Source organism: Arthrobacter sp. D3-18 (assembly GCF_054408525.1).
The window spans coordinates 3,592,156-3,616,359 of record NZ_CP096440.1; the positions used below are offsets into that span (position 1 = coordinate 3,592,156).

Sequence of the window (24,204 nt, forward strand, 5' to 3'; positions counted from 1 at the left end):
AAGGAGGACAGATGATTTCGCAGGAGAAAAATTCAGGCAACGCGGCCGCCCCCGTCGTTCATGCCAGAGCGGGCCGCGCCCATCCGGTGACCCTCCGCGAAGTAGCTGAACTAGCGGGCGTGTCCACTGCCACGGTCTCCCTGGTCATCAACAAAAAGAAGAACGCGCGCATTGCAGACGAGACTCGTCGACGGGTCACGGAGGCGATCGCTCAACTGGGATACCGTCCAAATGCCATGGCCAAAACACTGGTCAGCGGAAGCTCGAAGTTCATCGGGTTGGTAGCCGACGGCGTAGCCACCACGCCCTTCGCCGGCCAGATCATCCATGGTGCCCAGGATGAAGCTTGGAAGCATGGTTACGCCCTGCTGATCGCCAATACCGAAGGCAACCAAGACCTCGAAAAAGATGCGATCGCCATGATGTTGGAATACAAAGTCCGCGGCATCCTTTACTCAACGTGGTTCCACCGCCCCACCGACGTCCCGGATACCCTTCGTGAGGCGGATTTTGTCCTGGTCAACTGCTTTTCCCCCGACGCCGGGACCGCGCGGGCCGTAGTACCGGATGAGGCGCAAGGTGGACAATCTGCCACTGAGATCCTGCTCCGCGGTGGCCACCGGCGCATCGCGTTCATCAACACCACCACCCCTGCACCGGCCAAGGACGGTCGACTCCAGGGCTACAAGGACGCACTCGAAGCCGCTGGAATTCCTTTCGATCCCGATTTGGTGCTCGAAGCGTACCCGGATCAGGAAGGCGGATACGGTGCCACGGAGGATTTGCTCAATCTTGGGGTCAGCGCCGTGTACTGCTACAACGACCGCATGGCCATGGGGCTTTACGACGGCCTGCGGGAAAACGGCCTCTCCATTCCGGAGGACATTGCCGTGGTGGGTTTCGACAACCAGGAAGTCATCGCGGCCCACCTCCGGCCGCCGCTTTCAACGGTGTCACTGCCCCACTATGAACTAGGCGCTGCGGGTGTTCGGATGCTCTTGGGCCTTGACGCTGCGCCTCTCGAGTCCGCTGTGAAGATCGCCTGCCCGGCCGTTGAGCGCGACTCCGTTGCCGTTCACTCACCTGCCTAGAAACCTCTTGACATTGCTTGTTGCCCGAGGGCGTGGATAGGCATAGCGTTGAGGTGGAAGCCCAGTGGTCCCCCATCACTGGGCTTCCCTTTGGAACCGGCAGCTTGCGCTTCAGGCCTCTACGGCAGCGTCGCTTAGGAAAGGAGATCGACCTGATCAGTTTTCTCAAGGCGACTGCTGCAGCCGATGAATTGACCGGGATTGTCGGTATGGCCGCGAAAGTAATCGAAGCCCTCGGTGAATGGGGCGTGGGGTTGCTGACGCTTCTGGAGACTGTCTTCCCGCCCATACCCAGTGAGGTGATCCTTCCGCTGGCTGGATTCCTTACCCAGCAGGGAAGCATGAACCTGATCCTGGTGTTCGTCACCAGTACCCTCGGGGCATATGCCGGCGCAATGCTCCTCTATTGGCTGGGGTACAAGGTGGGGCTGGAACGGTCCATCAAGCTACTTTCGAAGCTGCCGCTGGTTGATCGGGAAGATTTCGAGAAGGCCGCTGATTGGTTCGAGCGCCACGGTAAGTCAGCTATTTTCTTTGGTCGACTGCTACCCGGCGTGCGCAGCCTTATCTCCCTCCCGGCAGGCGCCGAACGCATGAATCTGGTGACGTTCAGCCTCTTTACCGTGGCCGGGACCGGTGTATGGAACGCCCTGCTCATAGGGGCAGGGTCGCTGCTCGGCACGCAATATCACCTTGTCGACCAGTACTCACGGTTCCTCAATTACGCTGTGTACGCCGGACTTGCCGCCTTCGTAGTGTGGCTCATCATCCGACGGGTCAACAAGCGCAAAGAAAGCACCAAGTAGCTGAGGAAAGTGCCAGTTACGAAGCCGCAGGTGACGGCTACTAGGCTGGCCGTATGCCCTCGCCATGGACCTTCCTCATCACCCTGCACGCCATCGCAGCCGGCTACGCCTTACTCTTCGGCGCCGTGAACCTGCTCCGCCGCAACAAAGGCAGCGCAGCGCACAAGATCCTGGGCCGCATCTGGGCAGTGGCCATGTACGTAGTCGTCCTCACCTCCTTTGGGATCAGAACCATCGACGGCGGCTTCAACTGGCTCCACGCCCTCTCCGTGCTGACGTTCTGCACGCTGACCATGGGCTTATGGTCCGTCCGCCGCGGCAATATCCGTGCACACCAGCGGTTTATGACCGGCAGCTATTTCGGACTGGTCGGTGCATTCATCGGGGTCGTAGCCGTACCGGACAGAAGGCTCCCGCAGATGGCCATCCATGACCTCGCCGGCCTCACCCTCTGGGTGGCGGCCCTCGCACTTACCGCCGGGCTGACCGTCGCGGGGCTGATGCAACTGCGCCCGAAACAGGTACTTAGCCCGAGCAGCCGGAAGTAGGGGCCCACTAAGCTCTGAACCGTTATCGCCGCCGCCTCTTAACCGTCTTTGATGTTTTCGCTGGCGTTGCGAACGTCGTCCAGCGCAACGCGGTCATCCGTGCGGGCCATCGTTGACTGGAAGCGGGCTCGATATTCACTGGGCGACACACTAAGACGCTGGTTGAAGATCCTCCGCATGGACTCCGAGCTTCCAAACCCTGCCACCGCTGCTGTTTTTGCGATGCCCTGTCCGGCCGCAAGAAGTGCTTTCGCCCGGTCAAGACGAACCTGCTCAACAAACTTCGTCGGGGAAGTTTGCAGTTCCGAGGCAAAAAGGCGCGCCACCTGCCGGGGGCTCAGTCCCACCAGCCTGGCAATGGAGCGGGGCGTGTGGTTTTGCTCCGGATGCGCCGAGATCAGTTCTACCGCTTCACGCAAGGGTTGATTCTTGGGCTTTTCTACGGATAGGGGTGCCGAGAACTGTGACTGTCCTCCTGGCCTCTGCATAAACAGAACCAACTTCTGAGCCACCTCACGGGCGAGGGCAGGGCCGTGGTCTTTCTCCACTAACGCCAGTGCAAGATCAATGCCGGCAGAGACACCGGCAGATGTGAGGACATTTCCGTCTTCGACGAAAAGCGCATCAGGCTGCACCCGGATCTCGGGATGGGCCGCGGCAAGGAGCCTGGTGTGCTGCCAGTGCGTTGTCGCCCGTCGTTGGTCCAAAAGACCGGCAGCAGCAAGAACGAACGCGCCGGTACAGATGGCAACCACCCTCCGGGAACGTCCCTGAATGGACTGAACGGCCGCCACCAGTTCCGTTGCGATAGGGGAACAGGGCAGGTGATCAGCGCCCGGAACGATCAGCGTATCGAGGTTTCTTAAGTCGCCGGGTCGTCCGTCCACCCCTGCTGGCAGACCGATGGAAGTGCTGACGGGCTTCCCGGAGACAGAAATGTATTTCAGGGTGTAGGAAGCGCCGAGCTTGTTCGCTTCGGTAAAAACTTCTGCAGGCCCTGCTACATCGAGCATGGTCACCCCATCGAACACAAGGAAAGCGACGAACCCATCGTGCTGCATGCGACCATCCTGACCTGGTTGTAAACGATGCTGCTGGCACCGACGGATACACCGGCGCCAGCGAAAACCTTATTCCGGCCAGTGGTTTTTCTGGATGATGTCCACAAAGTTCGCTCGCACGAATGACGGATCGAAGTGAGCGAGCACGTCGTCGTTCATTGTTCCAAACGTCGTGTCCGGGCGCTCCCGCATTCCCTCGTAGAAAGCCTCCAGAATTTTTCCTTTGAACCCTGGCCTGGGATGCGAAGCGAGGACGTTCGCACGTTCATTCGGCGAGATCCGATCAAGGTTCATTCCCAGCACGTCAGTCTCCACCCCCAGCGATACGACCGCCACGTCAGGACCCAGATGCTCGGGAATCCCAGGTGTTGTGTGGAGTGCGATCGCCAACCAGACGTTCCGGGCGTCTTCCTCGGAACGGCCGTGCTCCTTCAGGAAATCAAACGCCAAATCGGCGCCGTCAACTTCGAAACGCTGCCCGATGGTTCTGTACTTGGCTGTTAGTCCCAAATCGTGGAACAGCCCACCGACGTAGGCGAGTTCGGGGTCCACTTCCCAATTCCGTGCGCGGGCCTGCAGCGTTCCCCAGAGGAAGACCCTGCGGGAATGGTGAAAGACAGCTTCCTCTGCTGCATCCGTCACCAGTGATGTGGCTTCGCGGACCAGTTCAGTTTCGGGCACTTCGACGCCGGCGATAAATTCGGTCATTTTTCCTCCTGGATGGGTTACCTACCCAGCATTTCGTGGCGCCGACGGCGAAGGAACTGACCAAAACGACAACCATCCCACAGATCCGGACATTTTCGCTAAGGGGCCGGGGGGTCGATTTCTGTAGTCGTCCAGAACAGATTCTCGTAAGGCTTACCTTAAGCGTCGATTCGAACATAGACCGTTGGTGCCCGGTGTTGTGATCCATACCATTGACCCATCCCGCTTTCCCGCAAACCCTTACGACGATCAGTGCAGCGCTGCAGAGATTCGACATGGGCAGCACCCTCATCTTTCGCCCGCATCGGCGCACCATCATCAGGAGACAGCATGTCGGAATCGACAAACAGATCAAACAACCATCAGTTGCCCCCGGCGCAGCATCGGGACGCAGGAGTCAAACGGGCTCCGCGCGGATTGAGGACCCTTGCCAAGGGTGCGATCATGCTGACCACTTGCTTGCTCGCCTTGTCCGCGTGCACTAATGCTTCCGGGTCCGGAGCGAGCCCCACCTCTGGCTCGTCCAATGCCACGTTCGACCCCGTCAGCCTAACGGCGGATGAAACGCTCGCGTCACAGGTGCCGGAAGCCATTAAATCCAAGGGCACCTTGGTCATCGGCTCCGACACAACGTACGCTCCGGCTGAGTTCCTCGGTGGCGCGGATAACCGCACTCCCATGGGCTACGGCGTCGACCTGGCGAAGGCCATCGGAGCGACCCTCGACTTGAAAGTGGACGTACAGACCGCAGAATTCACGGGCATCCTCCCTGCCCTCGGACCCAAATATGATCTCGGCATCAGTTCCTTCAGCATCACCAAGGAGCGGCTCGAAGCCGTCAACTTCGTCAGCTACCTCAACGCCGGGACTACCTGGGCCGTCCAGAAGGGCAACCCCAAGAACTTCTCCCCCGATGATGTCTGCGGCAAATCCGTGGGAGTGCAGACGGGAACAACCCAGGAAGATCCTGACCTCAAGCACCGCAACGATGAATGCCTCAAAGCCGGCAAGCAACCCATCGACATTGTCACGCTGAAGAACCAGACGGATGTCACGACACGCTTGGTCAACGGAAGCATCGACGCCATGATCGCCGAGTCCACCCTGATCGGATACGCCATCCAACAGACCAATGGAGCCGTGGAAAAAGCCGGAGGCGTCTACAACACCTCCCCGGTAGGCATCGCTGTCCCCAAGAATGACACGGCGCTGGCCGAGCTCGTCCGAAAAGTGGTTGCCAAGTTGATCGCCGACGGAACGTACCAGCGCATCCTCGATTCCTGGAACAACTCCGACGGCGCCATCACCAAGCCCGAAGTCAACCCTGCGGTGCAGTCATGAGCATTACCACAGACGCATTGAGCACCACGCAGGGAAACCGTTCACCGGAGCTGATCAAGGCAGTTCCCGTCCGCCACCCCGGGCGCTGGGTGGGGGCCGCCGTCATTCTCGTGGTGGCCGCCGTCGGTATCCAAAGCCTGGCCACCAACCCCAACTTCCATTGGGATACTTTCGGCCTGTATGTCCTCGACGAGAACGTTATCCGAGGCGTTGGGTGGACTCTTCTGCTCACCGTCCTGTCCATGGCGATAGCGGTGACCCTGGCTATTTTGCTGGCCTTCATGCGCCAGTCTGACAACCCCATCTTCCGGTGGTCCAGTTGGTTCTGGGTGTGGTTCTTCCGGGGCACACCTGTCTACACCCAGTTGATCTTTTGGGGATTGGTGGCCGTCCTTTATCCCAAGATCACTCTCGGAGTGCCCTTCGGCCCGGAACTGCTCAGTCTGACAACCCAAGACCTGCTGAACGCTTTCTGGGCTGCCGTTCTGGGCCTCGCCCTGAACGAGTCGGCCTACTTGGCGGAGATCTTCCGCGCCGGCCTGAAATCAGTGGACAAGGGACAGATTGAAGCCGCTGAAGCCTTGGGCATGCGTGGCACGAAAATCATGTGGCGGATTGTCCTTCCACAGGCGATGCGCATCATCGTCCCGCCAACCGGCAATGAAACCATTGGAATGCTCAAGACAACCTCCCTGGTGCTCGCAGTGCCTTTCACACTGGATCTAACCTTCGTCACCAACACCCTTGCCAACAGAAGCTACCTCCCCATCCCGTTGCTCATCGTGGCGGCGTTCTGGTACCTGGTCGTCACCAGCATCCTGATGGTGGGCCAGCACTTTATCGAGAAGCACTACGGGAAGGGCATCGATATTTCCACTCGAATCACAATCAACCCCGCAGCCATTCAGGTAGCCGGCGCAAGAGTCAACCGGGCACCGGCCACCACCCCTGATAGCGCACCAGCCATTGAGGAGAGCGGCCGATGAGGGCAGCAACCACCGATCTGGTCAGGATCGAGGGAGTCCACAAGTATTTTGGGGACCACCACGTCCTGAGTGGCATCGATATGACCGTCAAACAAGGTGAAGTCGCAGTCCTGATCGGCCCCTCGGGGTCAGGAAAGTCGACCCTCCTGCGCTGCATCAACCATTTGGAGAGCATTAGCGCCGGCCGGATCCGCGTCAACGGCGAACTCATTGGATACCGCGAAAAGGACGGAAAGCTCCACGAACTGCCTCTCAAGGACGTCGCCCGCCAACGCCGGAACATCGGCATGGTCTTCCAACGCTTCAACCTCTTTGGGCACAAGACAGCCCTGGAGAACATCATTGAGGCTCCCGTACAGGTCAGAGGGCTCGAAAAAGTTCCCGCCAAACGCCGTGCCCAGGAGCTTCTCGACCGCGTGGGACTCGCCCACCGTGCCAGTTATTATCCGGCGCAGCTCTCCGGAGGCCAGCAACAGCGCGTTGCCATCGCCCGGGCTTTGGCCATGGATCCGGAGTTGATGCTCTTCGATGAACCGACCTCCGCGCTCGACCCCGAACTGGTGGGAGACGTCTTGGATGTTATGAAAGACCTCGCAAGGTCGGGCATGACCATGATCGTGGTAACCCACGAGATCGGTTTCGCCCGGGAGGTCGGAGACACTTTGACGTTCATGGACGGCGGAATCGTCGTAGAGTCGGGCAATCCCCGCGAGCTCATAGCCACCCCTCAGCAGGAACGCACCAAGAGTTTCTTCAGCAAAGTCCTGTAAGCAACGTCTCGATCGCGCCCAGGTGCGGGCCGTCAAGTCACGGCGGCCCGCACAGAGGCAGGACCCAAACCACACCAAGGTATTCACGTTTAGACCATGAACTTCGAACATCTGAAGGCTCTGAGCGCCATCGTCGAGACCGGATCTTTCGATGCTGCCGCGACCCTGCTCGGCATCACGCCTTCCGCTGTCAGCCAACGCATAAAAGCCTTGGAAACCTCCGCCGGGCAAATACTGGTCCGCCGCAGCCTGCCGAGCAGCCCCACGGAAGCCGGCGCCGTACTCTTGCGCACAGCCCGACAGATTCAGGCGCTGGAGGCAGACGCCCTGCAGTCGTTGGGCCAAGGCCCTGAAGGACGGGCCACTGTTGCCCTCGCCGTAAACGCCGATTCGCTCGCCACGTGGTTTATCCCTGTTCTGCACGATGCAGCCACATGGTCGGATGCAGTGCTGGACCTACACATCGAAGACCAAGACCATAGCAGCCGGTTACTGCGCCAAGGAGACGTACTGGGGGCAGTCACCACCGATCCCAAAGCCGTCGGGGGATGCCGTGCAGAGCCGCTCGGCGTAATGCGCTATGTCCCGGCCGCCTCGCCCGCACTGCGGCAACGGCACGAAGCTTCTGATGGGGTGAACTGGTCGGAAATGCCGATGCTCCGCTTCAGCACCAACGATGACATGCAGCACCGTTTCCTTCGTTCCCAGGGTGTTGAACACTTTCCCCCAACCCATACCGTCCCTTCCTCCGAAGCGTTCCTTGCGGCCGCATGCGCCGGACTGGGATGGGGCATGATCCCCGAGCAGCAACTCCAGCAGGACCTGCCCCGAGGCCTGGTCCCCCTTCCCGGGGCCCCAAATGACGTAGCGCTGTACTGGCAGTGCTGGGCAATGGCCTCACCACGGCTCGAACGAATCACTGGAGCCGTACGGGCGGCCGGCAGTAAGCTGCGCCAAATCTGATTTCATTCCATAATGCACTAAAAGTGCAGTATGCTGCCTTTATGGAAACTTCTACCCTTCTCGTGGACGCCAGCTACGTTGATCCGGCCATCTATGAATTGCGCCCGGACTATCGAGCTCTACTGCTCACCGTCGATGGCCTCGTACCGGGGGCAAGCAATGACGCAAGCGAGGCGCTACTCCATAGAGCGGAAACTTCCGCCCGGCTGGCACTTCAGGAGCAAAAGGTGGAGGCACTCCCCCATGTCGCCGCGTGGCGAGCGGCCTATCAAGGCTTCGGTGCCAAGCCAAACCGAACACGGAACAGCCTTGAGGCGCTCCTCCGGCGCGCTGCCACAGGACTCCCCAGAGTGAACCGGCTGACAGACATCTACAACGCCATCTCCGTGCTTTACCAAATCCCGCTCGGCGGTGAAGACCTCTCCAAATACAGCGGCCCACCCCGGCTCATCCGCGCTACCGGCGAGGAGCCTTTCGACACAACAGCCAACGGCGAGGCCGTCGTCGAGTATCCCGAACCAGGCGAAGTCATCTGGTGCGACGACGACGGCGTGACTTGCCGACGCTGGAACTGGCGGCAGGGCCGACGGACACAGCTACGGGACGAAACCTCCAGCGCGTTGTTCATCCTGGATGCCCTGGATCCTGTTAGCACTGAGGCCCTGCAGGCGGCCGCCGAGGAACTGGCAACCCATCTGGCCGGGCTCGGGCCCGGCATCACCATCACAGACCATCTCATCAACAAAGCCACCCTGACGTGACCAGGCCTCCGAGGTTGCGTGCAAGCAGTGGATGCCCGACCAAGGGGAACCAACAATGACCACTTCCAACCCCGCAATACCACCGTGGGCGCTGACCATAGCAGCCATGTTTTCCATCCAACTTGGCTCCGCCCTGTCCGCAGGATTGATGCCGGCGCTAGGACCCATCGGAACGGCATGGCTTCGACTCAGCATGGGCGCGCTCATCCTGCTCCTCCTGGCCCGTCCACCACTGAAGTCCCTCCGCCTTCGTGACGCCCCGGCCGTCCTGGGTCTTGGCATCGCCGTTGGGGTCATGTCAGTGACGTTCCTCGCCGCCATGGAACGCCTTCCACTTGGCACCGCTGTAGCCATTGAATTCCTTGGCCCACTCAGCGTCGCCGCCCTTCGAGGGCGGGGAGTCCGCTCGTTGGTCCTGCCAGCAACTGCACTGGCAGGAGTCCTCCTGCTCACCGAACCTTGGACCGGCGAAGTAGATCTGATCGGCGTTGGTTTTGCTGCCATGGGCGCGGTCGGATGGGCAGCCTACGTCCTCTTGACCCAAAAAGTCGGTGACCGGTTCAACGGAATCGGCGCCCTTGCGCTGACCATTCCTATTGCAGCCGTGGTTGTGACACCATTCGGACTGCCCCAGGCTTTCGGGCACTTAACGTGGGAACTCGTTGCCGTGGCCGCCGCCCTGGCGGTACTGATACCGGTGCTGCCCTACATCCTGGAAATGCGGGCGCTACGTCGGATGACGCACACAGCGTTCGGCACCCTGCTGGCCTTGGAGCCGGCCATCGGCCTCCTTCTGGGTATGGTCGTGCTCGCCCAATCCCCTTCGGCTCTCCAATTCGCGGGAATCCTGCTGGTTATCTTTGCAGGCGCAGCGGCACAACGCGGAGGGCGCCGCCAACAGCAGCCCCACACATTTGCGCCTGTACAAGCGTGAAACACAGTCTCGGCAGCTCGGACGCAGACAAAGCGGCCTTTCACACATTCGTGGAAGGCCGCTTTTGCCTTTCCGTGAAGATTCCGGAGCATCGGGCCAATGGCCGATGCGGCCAAACTGCCCGCATTTTTGGGCGTTTCGGCATCTCCGACAGGCGATTCGTACCTAGGTAACTGACATATCCGGGAACGAGGCTTAAAGGACAGCATCACCGCCCTACCAAGGAGAACCCGTGACTACTTACAATCTGGCCCTCATCGGTTTCGGAGGCGTCAACCGCGCCCTCGCCGAACTGATCCGCGACGAATCCCAGCGCTTCACTTCCCTCGGGTTCGAGCTCCGCGTCGTAGCCATCACCGACCTTGCTTTCGGATCTCTCGTCCAAGGCGACGGCATCGACCTTGCAGCCGTCCTGGCCATGCCCCGCGGATCCTCCTTCGACGGGCTCCCCGGCGGCAGCTCCGACCCCCGCAACGAAGACGTCATCAAGAACAGCCCTGCCGACATCGTCGTCGAAGCGACCTTCACCAGCCCAATCGACGGCGAACCCGCTGTCTCGCACGTGAAGTGGGCCATCGAGTCGGGCAAGCACGTGGTGACCACCAACAAGGGACCCGTCGCACTCCGAGGCCCTGAACTGAGCAAACTCGCCGCAAGCAACGGTGTCCGCTTCGAATACGAAGGCGCCGTCATGAGCGGCACACCTGTTATTCGTCTTGCACACAAGATGCTCGGAGGTCTCGAGTTGACCGCAGTGCAGGGGATCCTGAACGGTACCAGCAACTATGTGCTGGGCCGTATGGAAGCCGGTTTGCGCTTGGACGAGGCGATCGCCGAAGCCCAGGATCTCGGCTACGCGGAGGCTGACCCGACCGCGGACATCGGCGGCTCCGATGTCCGGCTCAAGGTCGCCATTCTGGCCAACGAACTGCTCGGCGCCAGCATGAACCCCAGCGATGTAGAGACCACTGGCATCCAAGACATCAAGAGCGATGACGTGGCCAAGGCCTTGGCACGTGGACTTCGTTGGAAGTTGATCGGTGAAGCCCGCCGCGAAGCGGATGGCCGGGTCGTTGCCACCGTCAAGCCGATCGCCCTGCAGGCCGATCACCCACTCGCAGGCATTTCCGGTGCAACCAACGCGGTGTCCTTCACCACCGACCTGCTCGGGGCAGTCACCGTATCCGGCCCGGGCGCTGGTCGTGTGGCGACCGCCTACGCCCTCATCTCGGACATCATGGCCGTCAACGAATTCTTCAAAGGAGCCGTCCGTGCCTGAAACAGCGATTGCCGAAGCGAACTCCCCAGTGACAACTCAAGATCTGGTGGTGCACAACAAATTTGACGGTTCCGTTTTGGCAGCCTTGCCCCAGTGCAGCCAGGCAGATGTACAGGTGGAACTGATCCGGGCCGCTTCCGCCGCTCCGGCAGCCGCCGCCGTGCCCCGCCACGAGCGCGGCCGGATCTTGGACACCGCCGCGGACCTTCTTCAGGAGCGGTCCCAAAAAGTCGCGGAACTAATCGTGGCCGAAGCCGGCAAGACCATCAAACAGGCACGCAAGGAAGTGGCGCGGGCCGTCAACACGCTCAAGCTTTCTGCAGCGGAGACGCGCCGGAATGTCGGCGAAGTAGTTCCCTTCGACTCCTTCGCAGGCTCCGAGAACCGGCAGGGTTGGTTCACCCGTGAACCGCTCGGACTCATTGCGGCCATTACCCCGTACAACGACGCTTTGAACTTGGTGGCCCACAAGCTCGGCCCAGCGATTGCCGGCGGCAATACCGTGATTCTGAAGCCATCGCAGCTGACTCCGTTGACAGCCATCCTTCTCGTGGACCTGCTGCGTGAGGCCGGCCTGCCGGCGGAGTTCGTCACCGTTGTCTTGGGTGATCGCACTATTGCGCAGACCATCATTGCCTCCAAACTGGTCCGCATGGTTTCCTTCACCGGAGGTTTTGCTACCGGGCGTGCCATCGCGGCGAACGCCGGTATCAAACGCCTGTCCATGGAACTCGGCGGCAACGCGCCCGTCATTGTGTTCGACGACGCCGACCTTGCCACCGCCGTCGAAGCCTGTGTCTCCGGCTCCTTCTGGGCAGCCGGACAGAACTGCATCGGCGCCCAGCGAATCCTTGTCCAAAGGACTGTCTTCGATGCCTTCTTGAAGGACTTCGTCGCCCAAACGGCTGCTTTGAAAACCGGCGACCCGCGCAACGAACAAACCGACGTCGGACCCATGATCAGTAACGGCTCCGCGGTCGAAGCGAAGCGCAAGATCGATGACGCAGTGGCTGCCGGGGCACAGCTACTCACTGGCGGCACCCTCACCGGGCCAGTCCTGACGCCCGCTGTGCTCACAGGCGTCCCCCGCAACTGTGAGGCCTGGAGCGAGGAACTGTTTGCCCCCGTAGTCCTGGTGGAACCGTTCGAGACCGCCGAGGAAGCCATCAAACTGGCCAACGACAGCGAATACGCCTTGCAGGCCGGGGTATTCACCAAGGACCTGGGCCGAGCACTGGCAACCGCCAAAGCGATTGACGCAGGCGGCGTGATGATCAACGACTCCTCGGACTACCGGCATGACGCAATGCCATTCGGTGGTTCAAAATACGGCAGCATGGGCCGCGAAGGTGTCCACTTCGCGTACGAAGAAATGACCCAGCCCAAAGTCATCGCGATCGCCTCATGACCACAGGCGTGAGAATTGAACAGGACAGCCTGGGGACCTTGGCGGTCCCCAGGTCCGCCTTGTGGGGAATCCATACTGAACGGGCCATCCTCAACTTCCCCATTAGCGGCATCCAGCTGGGAACCCACCGGCATCTGGTCCGAGCCCTTGCCCACGTGAAGAAGGCTGCGGCGCTGACCAACACCGAGTTGAGCCTGATCCCGGCAGACATTGGCCACGCCATCGTTGCAGCCTGTGACACTGTGGCCTCAGGCGACGTCGATCACGCTTTTCCGGTGGATGTCATTCAAGGTGGCGCCGGAACTTCCACAAACATGAACGCCAACGAGGTCATCGCCAACCTAGCCTTGGAAGCCTTAGGCCATCCCCGAGGCTCCTACGATGTGGTCGACCCCATCGGGCACGTCAACAAGTGCCAGTCCACCAACGACGTCTACCCGACGGCGGTGCGCCTTGCCCTCGTGTTCGCGTTGGAGGATCTGTTGGAGCGTCTGGCCCTGCTTTCGGCTGCGTTCGCCGAACGAGGTCAGGCGTTCGCCTCCATCCCGAAGGTTGGTCGTACGCAGTTGCAGGACGCTGTGCCCATGACCCTTGGTCAGGAGTTCACCGCATTCTCCGTGACCTTGGAGGAAGACCAGCGCCGGCTGCGCGAGGCAGCCGCGCTGTTGCTTGAGTGCAGTCTGGGTGCCACGGCCATCGGCACGGGCATCACCGCCGATCCTCGCTACGTTGAGCGCGTCATCGACAAGCTTTCAGCAGTGAGCGGTGTGACGTTGGTCCGTGCCCACGACTTCGTCGAAGCAACATGGGACACCGGCGCCTTTATGACGTTCTCCGGAGCGCTCAAACGCACCGCCATCAAGCTCTCCAAAATCTGCAGCGACCTGAGACTGCTTTCCAGCGGACCACAAACGGGACTCGCCGAAATCCGGTTGCCCCCGCGCCAAGCGGGCTCCTCGATCATGCCCGGCAAGGTCAACCCAGTGGTGCCCGAGGTCGTCAATCAGATCGCCTTCTTCGTCGCCGGAGCTGACGTAACAGTAACCATGGCGGCAGAAAACGGACAGCTTCAGCTGAACGCATTCGAACCAGCCATAGCTCACGCCCTGCTTCAGTCAGTGAGCTGGCTGACCAACGGTGCCGACGTGCTGCGGGACCTTTGCGTGGAGGGCATTGAAGCGAACGAGGCTTTACTGCGCTCCCGGGCGAGGGCCTCCACAGCGCAGGCCACTGCGCTGCTCCCGTTGCTGGGCTATGCAGTGGCGGCAGAGCTCGCACACCGCGCCCTTGCTTCAGGGCACAGTGTCATGGACCTCGCTGTCACCGAAGGCCTGCTCCTGCCCGAGCAGGTCGAGGCGCTAATGGGCGCCTGACCAGGGTCACAAGCTTGCAGCAAATCCGGCGTTGTGGACTTACTCGTTTCCGCAACGCCGGATTCTATTTACTTACTCGGTATCAGCGCCCCATTTAGCGTGGAGTCTGCCTGTCTATCACCGTTGAGAGGGACAAGGCAGTGGTTGTGTCGCGGACTCCGGGAAACTCAGAAACCTGCCGCCAGATTTCCTGGATTCTGGCTGCGTCAGGTGCCTCCACCCGGGCGATCAGATCAAGCTCCCCACTTACTACGTCGCAGGTGATGATTTCCGGAATCGCCCGCAACCCGGCGATGACGTCACCACCCCTCATCCTGTCCTGACGCTGAATCAGGAGCACGGCGTTGACTGTGGGCGTTCCGTTCCCCGTGGATTCTTTGATGGTGTAACCGTTGATGAAGCCGTCCCGTTCCAGCCGTTCGACGCGCTGCCGCACAGCGTTACGGGAAAGCAGCACCTTCTCGCCAAGTTGAGCCAGGCTGATGCGGGCGTTTCGACGAAGCTCGGCAAGAATCTGCGCGTCTATCTCATCGCGTGGATTCTTGGGCATGGGCGCTCCTGACTGAGGGGGTTTGAACATGCGATTGGGCGATCCCGCGCAAAGCATCAATAACGACTGCCACTGCCCGGTGAATTACCCGTTCGGGGCGGACCAGCATGTCCACGTGGCGAACTGTCTGGACGCCTTCCAACGGACGCAGGACCACGTCCTGGGATGCAGGAATCCGAATGGTATGCCGGGGCAGCAATGCAAGGTGTCCGCCTTCGGACACCATGGCCGCGGCAGTGCTGAAGTCATTGATCCTGTGCACAACGCGCATCGGATACCCGGCCGCAGCGGCTACGGCGTCAAGCATGTCGGCTGGTGAGAAACCAGCATGGGTGGAAATCCACGTCGTTCCCACCAAGTCAGAAGGTTTCAGCGTCTTCTTCATCGCCAGATCATGGGACGAGTGCATTGCAACGTCCATGGGTTCCCGCAACAACGACAAGACCGCAAGCCTGTCCCTGGGCCACGGCGGTGTGTGACTCATTCTGTGGCCGATCACAATGTCGTAGCTGGCCGTCAGAGCCGGGAACGAAACACGGTCGACGTCTTCATCGACGCATTCAACCACGGGGAATCCTTCCGTATGTTCCAAGGCGGCCAGCTCTGGGAAGAACGTCATCGCGGCGCTGTGGAAAGCACTGACGCGCACAGTCCGATCGATGCCTCCGACAAACTCATCCACCGTTGCTTCAGCGCGGGTGATCGCCTCGGAAACAGCGATAGCCGCTACCGCTAGAGCCTGTCCGGCATCAGTGAGTTCAACGGATCGCCCCCGTTTCTGGGTTAAGGGGGCCTTGAACTTACGTTGAAGCGCGGCGAGTGACTGGGAAATCGCCGAGGGACTGACGCCAAGAGCGCGTGCCGTAGCGGCCACACTGCCATGATCACCGAGCTCGCGCAAGACGCTAAGTTGATATGGATCCATAAGCCTTACCTTAATCGTTGATAACAACGTATCCCATGGGCGCTCGGCTTCGGCCAATCCCGGCTCCGCCAGGAAGAAACAAAGGAATTGGTCACCCTCGCTGGAATCAGCACTCATTGAAAGTGCACTCTAAGTGCACTATGCTGCATTCATGGATGAAAACATCGCAACTTTGGCTTCGGCCATCGGCATACGGGTCAAGCAGGAGCGCTTGACTCGGCGCATGACGCTGGATCAACTGGCCGAAGCCGCGGGCGTGAGCCGTCGCATGCTGATCAACGTTGAGCAAGCCACCATGAATCCGAGCGTCGGCACTCTGCTAAGGATCAGCGACGCCTTGGGCGTCGGGCTGCCGGACTTGGTCCAGTCGCCCGAACCCAAGGCCGTCAAAGTGACCCGCAAGGGTGAAGGTGCCGTGCTGTGGACCAGCGATTCAGGCGGACGGGGCGTTTTGGTCGGCGGAACAGAGCCACCGGAAGTAGTGGAGTTATGGGACTGGATCCTCGGACCGGGCGACCAGCACTCAAGCGAAGCACATACTTCCGGCACCAAGGAACTCCTACAGGTTCAAGAAGGCACCGTCACTGTGGGCATTGCGGACCAAACGGTCATTCTCGAAGTCGGGGACTCGGTCACCTTCCCCGGGGACGTAGCCCATTCGTACGGCAACAGCACATCCGAGCCGGCACGATTCTCCCTCGCGGTCTTTGAACGCGGCGTCGGGTCAGGACATCGGGAGGCAGGCAATGCCTAGGACCCAAGCCCTTCAGGAAACCCTGGACGCCGCCCGAGTTGAATCCGATGTTTTCGAACTTCGACCCGACTACCGGGCCCTGCTGATTGCGGTCGATGGCCTCGTCCCCGGCGCCAGCGATGAAACTAGCAATGCCTTGCTGGAGCAAGCTGAGGAAGGTGCCCGGGAAGCCCTCCGCGAGCAGAAGGCCGAACACCTTCCGCACATTGCCGCCTGGCGAGAGGCGTACCAAGCCTTCGGAGCCAAGCCCAACCGCACACGCAACAGCCTTGAAGCATTGGTTCGGCGGGCGGACGCGGGTCTCCCAAGGGTCAACAAGCTCACGGACCTTTACAACGCAGTCTCGGTACTGCACCAGATTCCGCTCGGCGGTGAAGACCTTGTCCGTTACAGCGGGGCACCACGACTGATCCGTGCGACGGGTCAGGAACCCTTCGACACCATAGCCAGCGGCGAACCAATCATCGAATACCCCGACGCCGGTGAAGTTCTCTGGTGCGACGACGACGGCGTCACCTGTCGCCGATGGAATTGGCGTCAAGGTCGCCGCACGCAATTGCGTGACGAGACCACCTCAGCTTTGTTCATTTTGGACGCACTTGCACCCATGAGCACCGAATCGTTGCTTGCTGCAGGAGCTGACCTTACGAAGCACCTGTCCACGCTGGGTTCAGAGGTCGTCAGCGCCCAGCGACTGATCGGCCACCAGATCTCCCCCTTGACCGCTGACGAGGGCATACCCTCCGAAAGGAAACCTGAACAATGAACCGCACACCTGACAAGCACAACCGGGCCTCCGTCCATGACGCTACCTGGGCCGTCCATGGAGGAAACAGCATCGACAAAGGCACCGGCGCCCTCCGCACTCCCCTGGTCATGGCCAACTCCTACCTTCTCCCGGACGACCCCTCGGACATGGACTGGTCCAGCGTTGACGACGGACTGGTCTACACCCGAAACGCCGGAGCAAATCAGGTCGCCCTTGAAACAAAGCTTGCCGCCATGGAAGGCGCCGAAGCGGCAGCCGCTTTCGCCACCGGCGTCGCCGCCTTGCATGGAGTGTTCTTCGCCCTCCTGAAGTCCGGCGATCATGTTGTGGTTTCCAACGTCACCTACGAAGCGGTCTACCGTCTCTTCGGGGAACTTCTTCCGGAAAAGTACGGCATTGAGGCCACCTTCGTTGATGCAGACGACTTGGACGCAGTCCGGGCAGCCGTTCGTCCGAACACCAAGCTGATTCACGCTGAAACCATCGCCAACCCCACCACCAAGGTGGCCAACGTCGCAGCCCTGTCCAGGATCGCCAAGGACGCCGGCGTCATGCTGACCATTGATGCCACGTTCACTCCGGCACCTTTCTACCGGGCCCTCGACGACGGCGCAGACTTGGTCATCCACTCGCTGACCAAGTACATCAACGGTCATGGCGACGCCATGGGCGGTGTGGTCATTGGACGGCGTGAACTCGTCCAGCACATCCGACACGATGCCATTGTTGACGCCGGCGGCGTCATTTCCCCTTTCAACGCCTGGATGATCATGCGCGGTTCCGTGACGCTGCCGCTGCGCCTCAAGCAGCAATTCTCCAGCGCGGAGAAGGTAGCAGCGGTTCTCGAATCCGACCCGCGGATCGCGTACGTCCTCTACCCTGGTTTGGTCTCCCACCCGCAGCACGAACTGGCCGGCAAACAATTCGGAGGCCGCGGCTTCGGGGGCGTTCTCGCATTCGCTGTGGAGGGTGACTCAAGCACCCAGAACACCTTCGTGAAGAACCTGCAGGTCATCACGTCGGCAGTCTCCCTCGGACACGATGAAACGCTGATCGTCCACGTGGGCCCGGATGCCCGAGGCGGTTCGGAAAACTACCCGGCATCGTTCCACAAGTACGGCCACCTGCGTCTGTCCATCGGGCTTGAAGACCCTGAGGACATTATTGATGACATCCTCAGCGCCCTGGACAAGACCTTCGGAGACAAGTAGTCCGCCTCGCTCGTTTCTCCAGCCGCAACTTGCTCTGGCAAAGAGCCGGACCCGGGTTCCCCGGGGCGGTGGGCGTCTCCCCAGGAACAGGCAAAAGGGCGCGAGCCTGCCCAAACAAGACGAATCAGTGGCTGACGAGCTGCTGCGCCCGCTGATGGGAGACTCCCAGGACTGCCCCAATGTCGCGGACAGTGACGCCCTGGCGCTTGAGCACCATCGCCGCCTCGTGGCGTTCCTTCGCCGACGCCGCCTTCAGTTCATCGGCTTTGGCCGCCAGTTCCTCGGCAGCACGCAGGTGCGCGGTGACCTCAGGGGCGTCGAACCTAATATGGACTTCGAAATCCGCTTCCGGTCGCCCGGTGAGCAGGGACGCCAAGTCACGAACCATGTCCGGGATTTCCGAAACCGTACGGGCCTGCGTGGTCAAACCCGGAATCTGAGCTGATTCCAAGAACCACAGCCGGCCGTCACGGCTGGCTGTCACTTCGAGCTTCACTTGGTGTCCTCTCCCTTGGCTTGCTTCATGATTTCCTTGGCCAACTTCTCGCCGATCTCATTGTGGCGAGGCACGAACGTGGTGTTCCTACCAACGCTAACGCGGGTGTGCCTGCCGCCTTCTTCAGTGCTGTAGTCGACGCCAAGATCCTAGCGGCTCGTTTTAGCCTGCTTAGAAGATCCCGCCGCTTCATCATCATCTTAGTCTATAGCCACCTAGACAAGATTGTCTATGTCGCTATAGACAATTTTGGCAGAGGGGACATTTCAAGGCAACACCCACATGACCAAAAGGACCACTCCCGAGGGGTTCCTGACTCTTGATCTACAGCACCGGGATGCAAGCCCGCAACATTCCAGAGGGCGCAACTATCGCCGCGTCCGGACCATATGGACCCCTCCCGTAGGGGAACCGACCATCTACGGTGAGCTTCGGGACCGATCGAGATGGCGGTCAACCAAGGAGACCACCACAGCCGAGACGACGAGCCCGGCTGCCAGGTACAAGGGCAGCTGCGCCGTGGGCGCGATGAGTGCCCCCGCCAGCGCTGTCCCGGCCGAACCGGCAGTGATTTTCAGTGCGCCGATCCAGACGAATACCTGACCTCGCGCCGCGGGCGGCGCGTATTCGCTGCGGGCCGCCAAGGTGGAGGCGAAAAAGTAGGAGTTCAGCACGCCGGCGCAAGCAAAGGCTCCAACCGCCGTCGGGAATATCCCCGCTATGGCTGCACCGCCCAGGGCAATCCCTACCGCAGCGGCCAGCCAGGTCATTAATGGGTCTGCGTCTGTTTGCAGGGGCCGGATCATGACGCCCGCTGATCCCAGGAGTCCGCCCAGTCCATAGGCTGCTGTCAAAATGCCGGCTGCTGCCGGCGCTACTCCCAGCTCGCCCGTGGATGCCACAGCGGTGATCGGTAGTGCGGCCACTGACAGGGCCACGACAACGGTCATGTAGAGGGTTCGTCGCAGCGGGCCGTTGGAGATCATCATCAGCAGTGTCCGGCCAGGCCGGGGAACTTCGGCGGCAACCGAAGCCGGAGGCGTGTAGGGCAACAGCCTGATGACAGCAGCGGCCAGAAACGTTGATCCTGCAAGGATCAGTGCGGCAGTGGCGGGGTTGGCCCAGGCCGAGACGGCCGCCACCAAGGACGGTCCGATCGTCCCGCTGATGCCGTACGTGGCCACGTCCCAGCCCTGAGCGCGCCGTTGGCTGGTGCGCTCAGGGCCCGCGATTGCTGCCAATCTGCTGCTGATGCCGCCCGTGAGCAGAGGACCGACCAGGCCGGAGGCGATGAGCAGGAGGCCGGGGACGATGGGCGGAGTTACCGGGAAAAGAAGAACCGCGGCCGCCAGGGTTGCCCCATGGACAACACAAGCCCACGCAATTACTGTCCTGCCATCCTTGGCTGTATCCAGGCTGCGCGCAATGAGGGGCCCGAAGAGATGCGGCGCCGTGATGCAAGCACCCAAAATTCCCGCCAACCAGCCGGGCGCTCCGCTCGTAGTTGCCAGCAGGACTATCGCGACAACTGCGCCGCCATCGGCACTACGCGCCAGGGTGGCAGCCACGACATAGCGTGCAAGGCCACCCGGAGAGCCTGGCTGGTTCGTCCGACGGTGCTGGTTCTTCCCTGCCAGGGTGACTGCCGCGCTGTGCCCTCTGCCTTCGGTTGTTTCGGAAGATTCAATCTGAGACATCTAAGCTTCCAAACCGCATTGCCGAATAGCCTCGGCCACCCTTTCCCGCCCCTCGGAATCCAAGCCGCGGAGAGGCAACGGCAAAGCCGAGGACGGCACGACGCCTAGGTCCTCAGCCAGGGCTGCGGTGACGCGAAGGCTTCCATAGCTACGGAACAGAGACCAGAGGGGTTCCAGATCGGAGGAGGCGGCCAATGCCAGATCGCCTCGGCCCGCGACAGCATGATCAACAAGGGTCCTTGCCTGTTGAGGCAACACCCCGGCAATCACTGAGTACCAAACGTTGCATCCGGCCAGCAGCGCCTCGGCGGCAGCCCAGTCTCCACTGATGCCCAGTGATGTTTCCTTTGGCAAACCGGCCTTGAGTTTGGCAACCCTGGCCCCTACTTCACCGGAGGCGGGCGGAGGAATCTTTATGGAGGCAATTCCCGGGATCCTGGCAATCCTGGCGTGCAGGTCATCGCTGAAGGTGAAGCCGGTGGTGTTTGGGTTGTCGTAGACAACAATTGGAAGATCCGACTCTGCCGCCACAGTATCGAAAAGTCCGAAAACCTCGGCCTCCGATAGCTTCTGGTAGGACACCGGGGCCAGGAGCAATGCGGAAGCACCTGCTGCATGCGCATCAGCCGCGGACAGCAGCACGTCCCGGGTGCGCACTGCGCCGACTCCGGCGAGAACAGGCACCCCGTTGGCAGCCTCCACTGCAGCTTCAAGGACTGCCCTACGTTCCTCGCGGGAGAGATAGGCGTAGTTTCCGGTGGAACCGAGAACACCCAGCGAATCCGCTCCGGCCTTCGCAGCACGGTTCACCACCCGGCCAAGCGCCTTGAGGTCGACGCTTTCAGCGGCCATGGGGGTGAGGGGGAATGCACTGAGGCCGTTGAACACTGGTTCCTACTTTCGTCATGCCGCAAAATCGCAGCGCTTCGGGGTGACAGGTCCATGCTTCCAAAAGCCTTGGTCCTACACTAGGTCCAAGAACGTATAAGCCTGGAGGTCCAAGTGAGCGAAGCGGAAATACCGATTGAACTGGACAGGAACAGTCCAACGTCGCTCACGGCACAAGTGGCCAGCAAGCTACGCACCGCAATCCTCGATGGCATTCTCCAGCCAGAGCACACGCTGCCTGCGACCCGAAGACTCGCAATGGAATTGGGAATTTCGCGAGGTGTGGTGGTGCGCGCCTTCGAACAACTGGCAGGCGAGGGGTTCCTTGAGAGCAACGGAGCGGGCGGGACCAAGGTGGCCGTCCGTCCCGACATCCACCCCCGCCCCTTCAACGGGAGACAACCCAGCAGGAGCACACCCCCGGCCGACGTAATCGACCTGACGCCGGGCCGCCCATCCGGGTCACCGTTTCAGGACAGGCAATGGCGTAGCGCGTGGAAGTCGGCCCTGGCAGAACAGGGGAACATCCAACTCCCGCCGGCCTTGGGGACCACGGCACTTCGGGAGGCAGTGGCTGATCACCTTGCTGTATCCCGAGGGCTCGCCGTCGATGCAGAAGATGTCATCATTACCGCTGGCACCAGTGACGCTCTGCATCTCGTAGTAGCCATGCTCCGCAACCGATCGGCACAGCCGCGCATCCTGGTAGAGGATCCCAGCTACCCCACAGCACGCCGGGTCATGACGGCGGCCGGCGCTCAGCTGGCGACAGTTCCGGTGGATGAAAACGGCCTCAACAGCTCGCAGCTGGCCGTGCTGGAGGAAGTACCGGATGCAGTCCTGGTGACCCCGAGCCACCAATACCCCTTGGGCGGCAGGATGGCCGTCCAGGAAAGGCTGGGGCTGCTCAAATGGGCAGAACAACATGGTGTTCTGGTGCTGGAGGATGACTATGACAGCGAATTCCGCCACAGCAGAATGCCCCTTCCGGCCATGGCATCCCTCCCAAGCGCGGCCGACGTCGTCCTGCTGGGAACGTTCTCCAAGAACCTCAGCCCGTGGCTGCGATGCGGATATTTAGTGGTTCGGGGCAACGCCGGCGAAGTGCTGAAGGCCACGAGGGAGGCCCTGGACACGCCGGTGGCCGGGGTGCTGCAATCAGCCATCGCCCACTACATCAAGGGCGGCGGGCTTTCCCGGCATATCACTCGCGCCAGGCGCGAATATGCGCACCGCCGGTCCCTCCTCATCGACCGTCTGGGCCCGCGGGATGACTTGGAGCTCACCGGACTCGACGGCGGACTGCATGCCGTCATTCGCTTCAAAAGCCCCGACGCTGCAAGCGTGGCAACAAAGGCCTTGGAGTTAGGAGTTCGAGTGGTTCCCTTGGCCGGATACTACGCCGATCGCCCAGTCGAAAACGGCCTGGTTGTGGGGTATGGGGCCGTCTCCGACCTGCAACTTTCCAAGGCCCTGACCGTTCTTTCGGGCCTGATAGGGGGCAGCGCCTAAGCGTCGAGTGCAGAATCCTTTCGATTAGATAGCCAGCAGTGCACTTCAATGCCCTAATAGTGCATAATAAGAGTCACCCGCAGTGTTCACTAATCCATCAGCACCAGAGTGCAGATCAGGATTTCTCTTCAGCAAGGAAAAGCTCATGGCGTGGCTCGTACTCATCCTTTCCGGCGTGCTGGAAGCCGTCTGGGCAACAGCTTTGGGAGCCTCAGACGGTTTCAAGCGCAAGCTTCCTACGTTCACCTTCATTGCCTCCATGGCCGTCAGCATGGCCGGCCTGGCCTACGCGATGAGAGAACTGCCCACCGGCACGTCCTACGCCGTCTGGGTGGGCATCGGCGCGGTGCTCACCGCCGTGCTTGCCGTCCTTCGCAAACAGGAGAAACTTTCCCTTTCACGCGCCGCACTGCTCACCGCCCTGATTGGGTGCGTCATCGGGCTGAAGGTGGTCAGCTGATGCACTGGATAATACTTCTTGCCAGCGCCGTCCTCGAAGCCGTATGGGCCACCGCCCTCGGGCAAAGCGAGGGATTCACCAACACCATTGCAACAAGCGTGTTCACTGTAGGTCTGGTGCTCAGCATGCTCGGTTTGGGATTTGCAGCCAAACGGATTCCAATGAGCACCGCCTACGCCGTATGGACCGGCACAGGAGCCGCACTGACAGTTACGTGGGCAATGATTGAAGGCAACGAGACACCCACTGCGCTCCGAATATTCTTCCTTGTGGGCATCATCGCCTGTGTCATCGGCCTGAAACTCATACCCGCAAAAACCATCAAGTCAGCCGACACATCAATTCCGTGACGATCGAAACGCCCAACCCGTGGCACACGTCCCCAACCCGAGCCTCCTATCTCAATAATTACGACGGCGATCCCGCCCTGAGCGCCGCGCTTCTGGACGCTTGAAAACCATCCCGTTCACGGCGCTGCTGAGCCTGGGCCTGATCCGCGTCTCACCCGAATCAGGCCCAGCTGCTCACGGTCCCTTCGGCCGGTCCACCGCTGAAACCTCACAACAAGTGGTGTCTCATTCTTTGAGGACTACATGTCCAGGTGGCCGAGGAACTCTCCGGTATATGGGCAAAGGTAGGCGACCGTGTCATTTACACGGACCGTGAAGTCGGTACCCCCAGGGACCTCGAACCGTTCGCCTTCCTTGTAGGTGGTCCACTCCCCCTGACCGGCAGGCTGCTGGACATCCCAGGTACCGCGCACGAGATGCATCCACTCCTTGACGGGAGCTTCGAACTTCCACTCGCCGGGCTCCATCACCCCGACGGTGAAGTTGCCCTGCTCGTTCTTGAATTCGAGGCTGCGTACCTGTCCCTCGAAGTATTCGTTCTGGCCGATCATGACATGCTCCCA

The 24,204-nt window shown here is 60.9% G+C and carries 26 protein-coding genes; 18 read left to right on the forward strand and 8 right to left on the reverse strand.

Features of this window, described 5'->3' with window-relative positions:
• Positions 1-11: 11 nt before the first annotated feature.
• From M1D89_RS18640 to M1D89_RS18650, 3 genes are all read left to right on the forward strand, one after another.
• Positions 12-1,091 (forward strand): LacI family DNA-binding transcriptional regulator, encoded by a 1,080-nt coding sequence (locus M1D89_RS18640; RefSeq protein ID WP_498645810.1) that lies wholly within the window; start codon positions 12-14, stop codon positions 1,089-1,091.
• A gap of 209 nt (positions 1,092-1,300) precedes the next feature.
• Positions 1,301-1,897: a DedA family protein gene (locus M1D89_RS18645; protein WP_498645811.1), complete on the forward strand. Its 597-nt coding sequence runs from the start codon at positions 1,301-1,303 to the stop codon at positions 1,895-1,897.
• A 53-nt stretch (positions 1,898-1,950) separates the two neighbouring features.
• On the forward strand, positions 1,951-2,445 hold the full coding sequence (locus tag M1D89_RS18650; RefSeq protein ID WP_498645812.1) for a DUF2306 domain-containing protein: 495 nt from the start codon (positions 1,951-1,953) through the stop codon (positions 2,443-2,445).
• Between the two features lie 38 nt (positions 2,446-2,483).
• Here the strand turns inward: M1D89_RS18650 and M1D89_RS18655 are convergent, their stop codons facing one another.
• Together M1D89_RS18655 and M1D89_RS18660 are read right to left on the reverse strand one after the other, a co-directional pair.
• On the reverse strand, positions 2,484-3,506 hold the full coding sequence (locus tag M1D89_RS18655) for a GlxA family transcriptional regulator (protein ID WP_498645814.1): 1,023 nt from the start codon (positions 3,504-3,506) through the stop codon (positions 2,484-2,486).
• A gap of 69 nt (positions 3,507-3,575) precedes the next feature.
• Positions 3,576-4,214, reverse strand: a complete 639-nt coding sequence (locus tag M1D89_RS18660) for an HD domain-containing protein (protein WP_498645816.1) — start codon at positions 4,212-4,214, stop codon at positions 3,576-3,578.
• A gap of 444 nt (positions 4,215-4,658) precedes the next feature.
• Here M1D89_RS18660 and M1D89_RS18665 point away from each other — a divergent pair, with 444 nt between their 5' ends.
• The 9 genes from M1D89_RS18665 (at position 4,659) to M1D89_RS18705 (ending at position 14,029) form a co-directional block, all read left to right on the forward strand.
• Entirely contained in the window at positions 4,659-5,555 is an 897-nt protein-coding gene (locus M1D89_RS18665; RefSeq protein WP_498645818.1) for an ABC transporter substrate-binding protein, read from the forward strand.
• Positions 5,552-6,541 (forward strand): amino acid ABC transporter permease, encoded by a 990-nt coding sequence (locus tag M1D89_RS18670; RefSeq protein ID WP_498645820.1) that lies wholly within the window; start codon positions 5,552-5,554, stop codon positions 6,539-6,541. Before M1D89_RS18665 ends, M1D89_RS18670 begins: the two co-directional genes overlap by 4 nt.
• On the forward strand, positions 6,538-7,311 hold the full coding sequence (locus M1D89_RS18675) for an amino acid ABC transporter ATP-binding protein (RefSeq protein ID WP_498645822.1): 774 nt from the start codon (positions 6,538-6,540) through the stop codon (positions 7,309-7,311). Before M1D89_RS18670 ends, M1D89_RS18675 begins: the two co-directional genes overlap by 4 nt.
• A gap of 96 nt (positions 7,312-7,407) precedes the next feature.
• On the forward strand, positions 7,408-8,274 hold the full coding sequence (locus tag M1D89_RS18680) for a LysR family transcriptional regulator ArgP (RefSeq protein ID WP_498645824.1): 867 nt from the start codon (positions 7,408-7,410) through the stop codon (positions 8,272-8,274).
• Positions 8,275-8,315: 41 nt separating this feature from the next.
• Complete coding sequence (locus M1D89_RS18685; protein ID WP_498645826.1) at positions 8,316-9,035, forward strand: B3/B4 domain-containing protein; 720 nt, start codon at positions 8,316-8,318, stop codon at positions 9,033-9,035.
• Between the two features lie 55 nt (positions 9,036-9,090).
• Positions 9,091-9,969: an EamA family transporter gene (locus M1D89_RS18690; RefSeq protein WP_498645828.1), complete on the forward strand. Its 879-nt coding sequence runs from the start codon at positions 9,091-9,093 to the stop codon at positions 9,967-9,969.
• Positions 9,970-10,201: 232 nt separating this feature from the next.
• Positions 10,202-11,248 carry a homoserine dehydrogenase gene (locus M1D89_RS18695; RefSeq protein ID WP_498645830.1) on the forward strand — a complete coding sequence of 349 codons (1,047 nt, stop codon included), beginning with the start codon at positions 10,202-10,204 and terminating at the stop codon, positions 11,246-11,248.
• Complete coding sequence (locus M1D89_RS18700; protein WP_498645832.1) at positions 11,241-12,656, forward strand: aldehyde dehydrogenase family protein; 1,416 nt, start codon at positions 11,241-11,243, stop codon at positions 12,654-12,656. The genes M1D89_RS18695 and M1D89_RS18700 overlap by 8 nt, the downstream gene beginning before the upstream one ends.
• Positions 12,653-14,029 (forward strand): aspartate ammonia-lyase, encoded by a 1,377-nt coding sequence (locus M1D89_RS18705; protein WP_498645834.1) that lies wholly within the window; start codon positions 12,653-12,655, stop codon positions 14,027-14,029. The genes M1D89_RS18700 and M1D89_RS18705 overlap by 4 nt, the downstream gene beginning before the upstream one ends.
• 94 nt (positions 14,030-14,123) lie before the next feature.
• Here M1D89_RS18705 and M1D89_RS18710 read toward each other — a convergent pair whose 3' ends face one another.
• Together M1D89_RS18710 and M1D89_RS18715 are read right to left on the reverse strand one after the other, a co-directional pair.
• Complete coding sequence (locus tag M1D89_RS18710; RefSeq protein ID WP_498645836.1) at positions 14,124-14,579, reverse strand: Lrp/AsnC family transcriptional regulator; 456 nt, start codon at positions 14,577-14,579, stop codon at positions 14,124-14,126.
• Positions 14,557-15,504 carry a LysR family transcriptional regulator gene (locus tag M1D89_RS18715; protein WP_498645838.1) on the reverse strand — a complete coding sequence of 316 codons (948 nt, stop codon included), beginning with the start codon at positions 15,502-15,504 and terminating at the stop codon, positions 14,557-14,559. Before M1D89_RS18715 ends, M1D89_RS18710 begins: the two co-directional genes overlap by 23 nt.
• A 151-nt stretch (positions 15,505-15,655) precedes the next feature.
• Between M1D89_RS18715 and M1D89_RS18720 the strand changes: the two genes are divergently transcribed.
• From M1D89_RS18720 to M1D89_RS18730, 3 genes are read left to right on the forward strand one after another with little or no spacing between them, the layout of a single operon-like run.
• Positions 15,656-16,258, forward strand: coding sequence for a helix-turn-helix domain-containing protein (locus M1D89_RS18720; RefSeq protein ID WP_498645839.1), 603 nt, complete (start codon positions 15,656-15,658; stop codon positions 16,256-16,258).
• Positions 16,251-17,024 (forward strand): B3/B4 domain-containing protein, encoded by a 774-nt coding sequence (locus M1D89_RS18725; protein ID WP_498645842.1) that lies wholly within the window; start codon positions 16,251-16,253, stop codon positions 17,022-17,024. Before M1D89_RS18720 ends, M1D89_RS18725 begins: the two co-directional genes overlap by 8 nt.
• Positions 17,021-18,238: a trans-sulfuration enzyme family protein gene (locus M1D89_RS18730; RefSeq protein ID WP_498645844.1), complete on the forward strand. Its 1,218-nt coding sequence runs from the start codon at positions 17,021-17,023 to the stop codon at positions 18,236-18,238. Before M1D89_RS18725 ends, M1D89_RS18730 begins: the two co-directional genes overlap by 4 nt.
• 124 nt (positions 18,239-18,362) lie before the next feature.
• Here the strand turns inward: M1D89_RS18730 and M1D89_RS18735 are convergent, their stop codons facing one another.
• From M1D89_RS18735 to M1D89_RS18745, 3 genes are all read right to left on the reverse strand, one after another.
• Entirely contained in the window at positions 18,363-18,734 is a 372-nt protein-coding gene (locus M1D89_RS18735; protein WP_498645847.1) for a hypothetical protein, read from the reverse strand.
• Between the two features lie 419 nt (positions 18,735-19,153).
• A complete protein-coding gene (locus M1D89_RS18740) occupies positions 19,154-20,431 on the reverse strand; it encodes an MFS transporter (RefSeq protein ID WP_498645850.1) in 1,278 nt (425 codons plus the stop codon).
• Positions 20,432-21,319 (reverse strand): dihydrodipicolinate synthase family protein, encoded by an 888-nt coding sequence (locus M1D89_RS18745; protein WP_498645852.1) that lies wholly within the window; start codon positions 21,317-21,319, stop codon positions 20,432-20,434.
• Between the two features lie 114 nt (positions 21,320-21,433).
• Here M1D89_RS18745 and pdxR point away from each other — a divergent pair, with 114 nt between their 5' ends.
• The 3 genes from pdxR to M1D89_RS18760 all read left to right on the forward strand — a co-directional run bounded on the left by pdxR (position 21,434) and on the right by M1D89_RS18760 (position 23,641).
• On the forward strand, positions 21,434-22,831 hold the full coding sequence (gene pdxR, locus M1D89_RS18750) for a MocR-like pyridoxine biosynthesis transcription factor PdxR (RefSeq protein WP_498645854.1): 1,398 nt from the start codon (positions 21,434-21,436) through the stop codon (positions 22,829-22,831).
• 145 nt (positions 22,832-22,976) lie between these two features.
• On the forward strand, positions 22,977-23,291 hold the full coding sequence (locus M1D89_RS18755) for a DMT family transporter (RefSeq protein WP_498645856.1): 315 nt from the start codon (positions 22,977-22,979) through the stop codon (positions 23,289-23,291).
• On the forward strand, positions 23,291-23,641 hold the full coding sequence (locus tag M1D89_RS18760) for a DMT family transporter (protein ID WP_498645858.1): 351 nt from the start codon (positions 23,291-23,293) through the stop codon (positions 23,639-23,641). The genes M1D89_RS18755 and M1D89_RS18760 overlap by 1 nt, the downstream gene beginning before the upstream one ends.
• A 239-nt stretch (positions 23,642-23,880) precedes the next feature.
• On the opposite strand, the gene ppnP is transcribed toward M1D89_RS18760, so the two are convergent.
• Positions 23,881-24,192, reverse strand: a complete 312-nt coding sequence (gene ppnP / locus M1D89_RS18765; RefSeq protein ID WP_091465575.1) for a pyrimidine/purine nucleoside phosphorylase — start codon at positions 24,190-24,192, stop codon at positions 23,881-23,883.
• Positions 24,193-24,204: the final 12 nt, after the last annotated feature.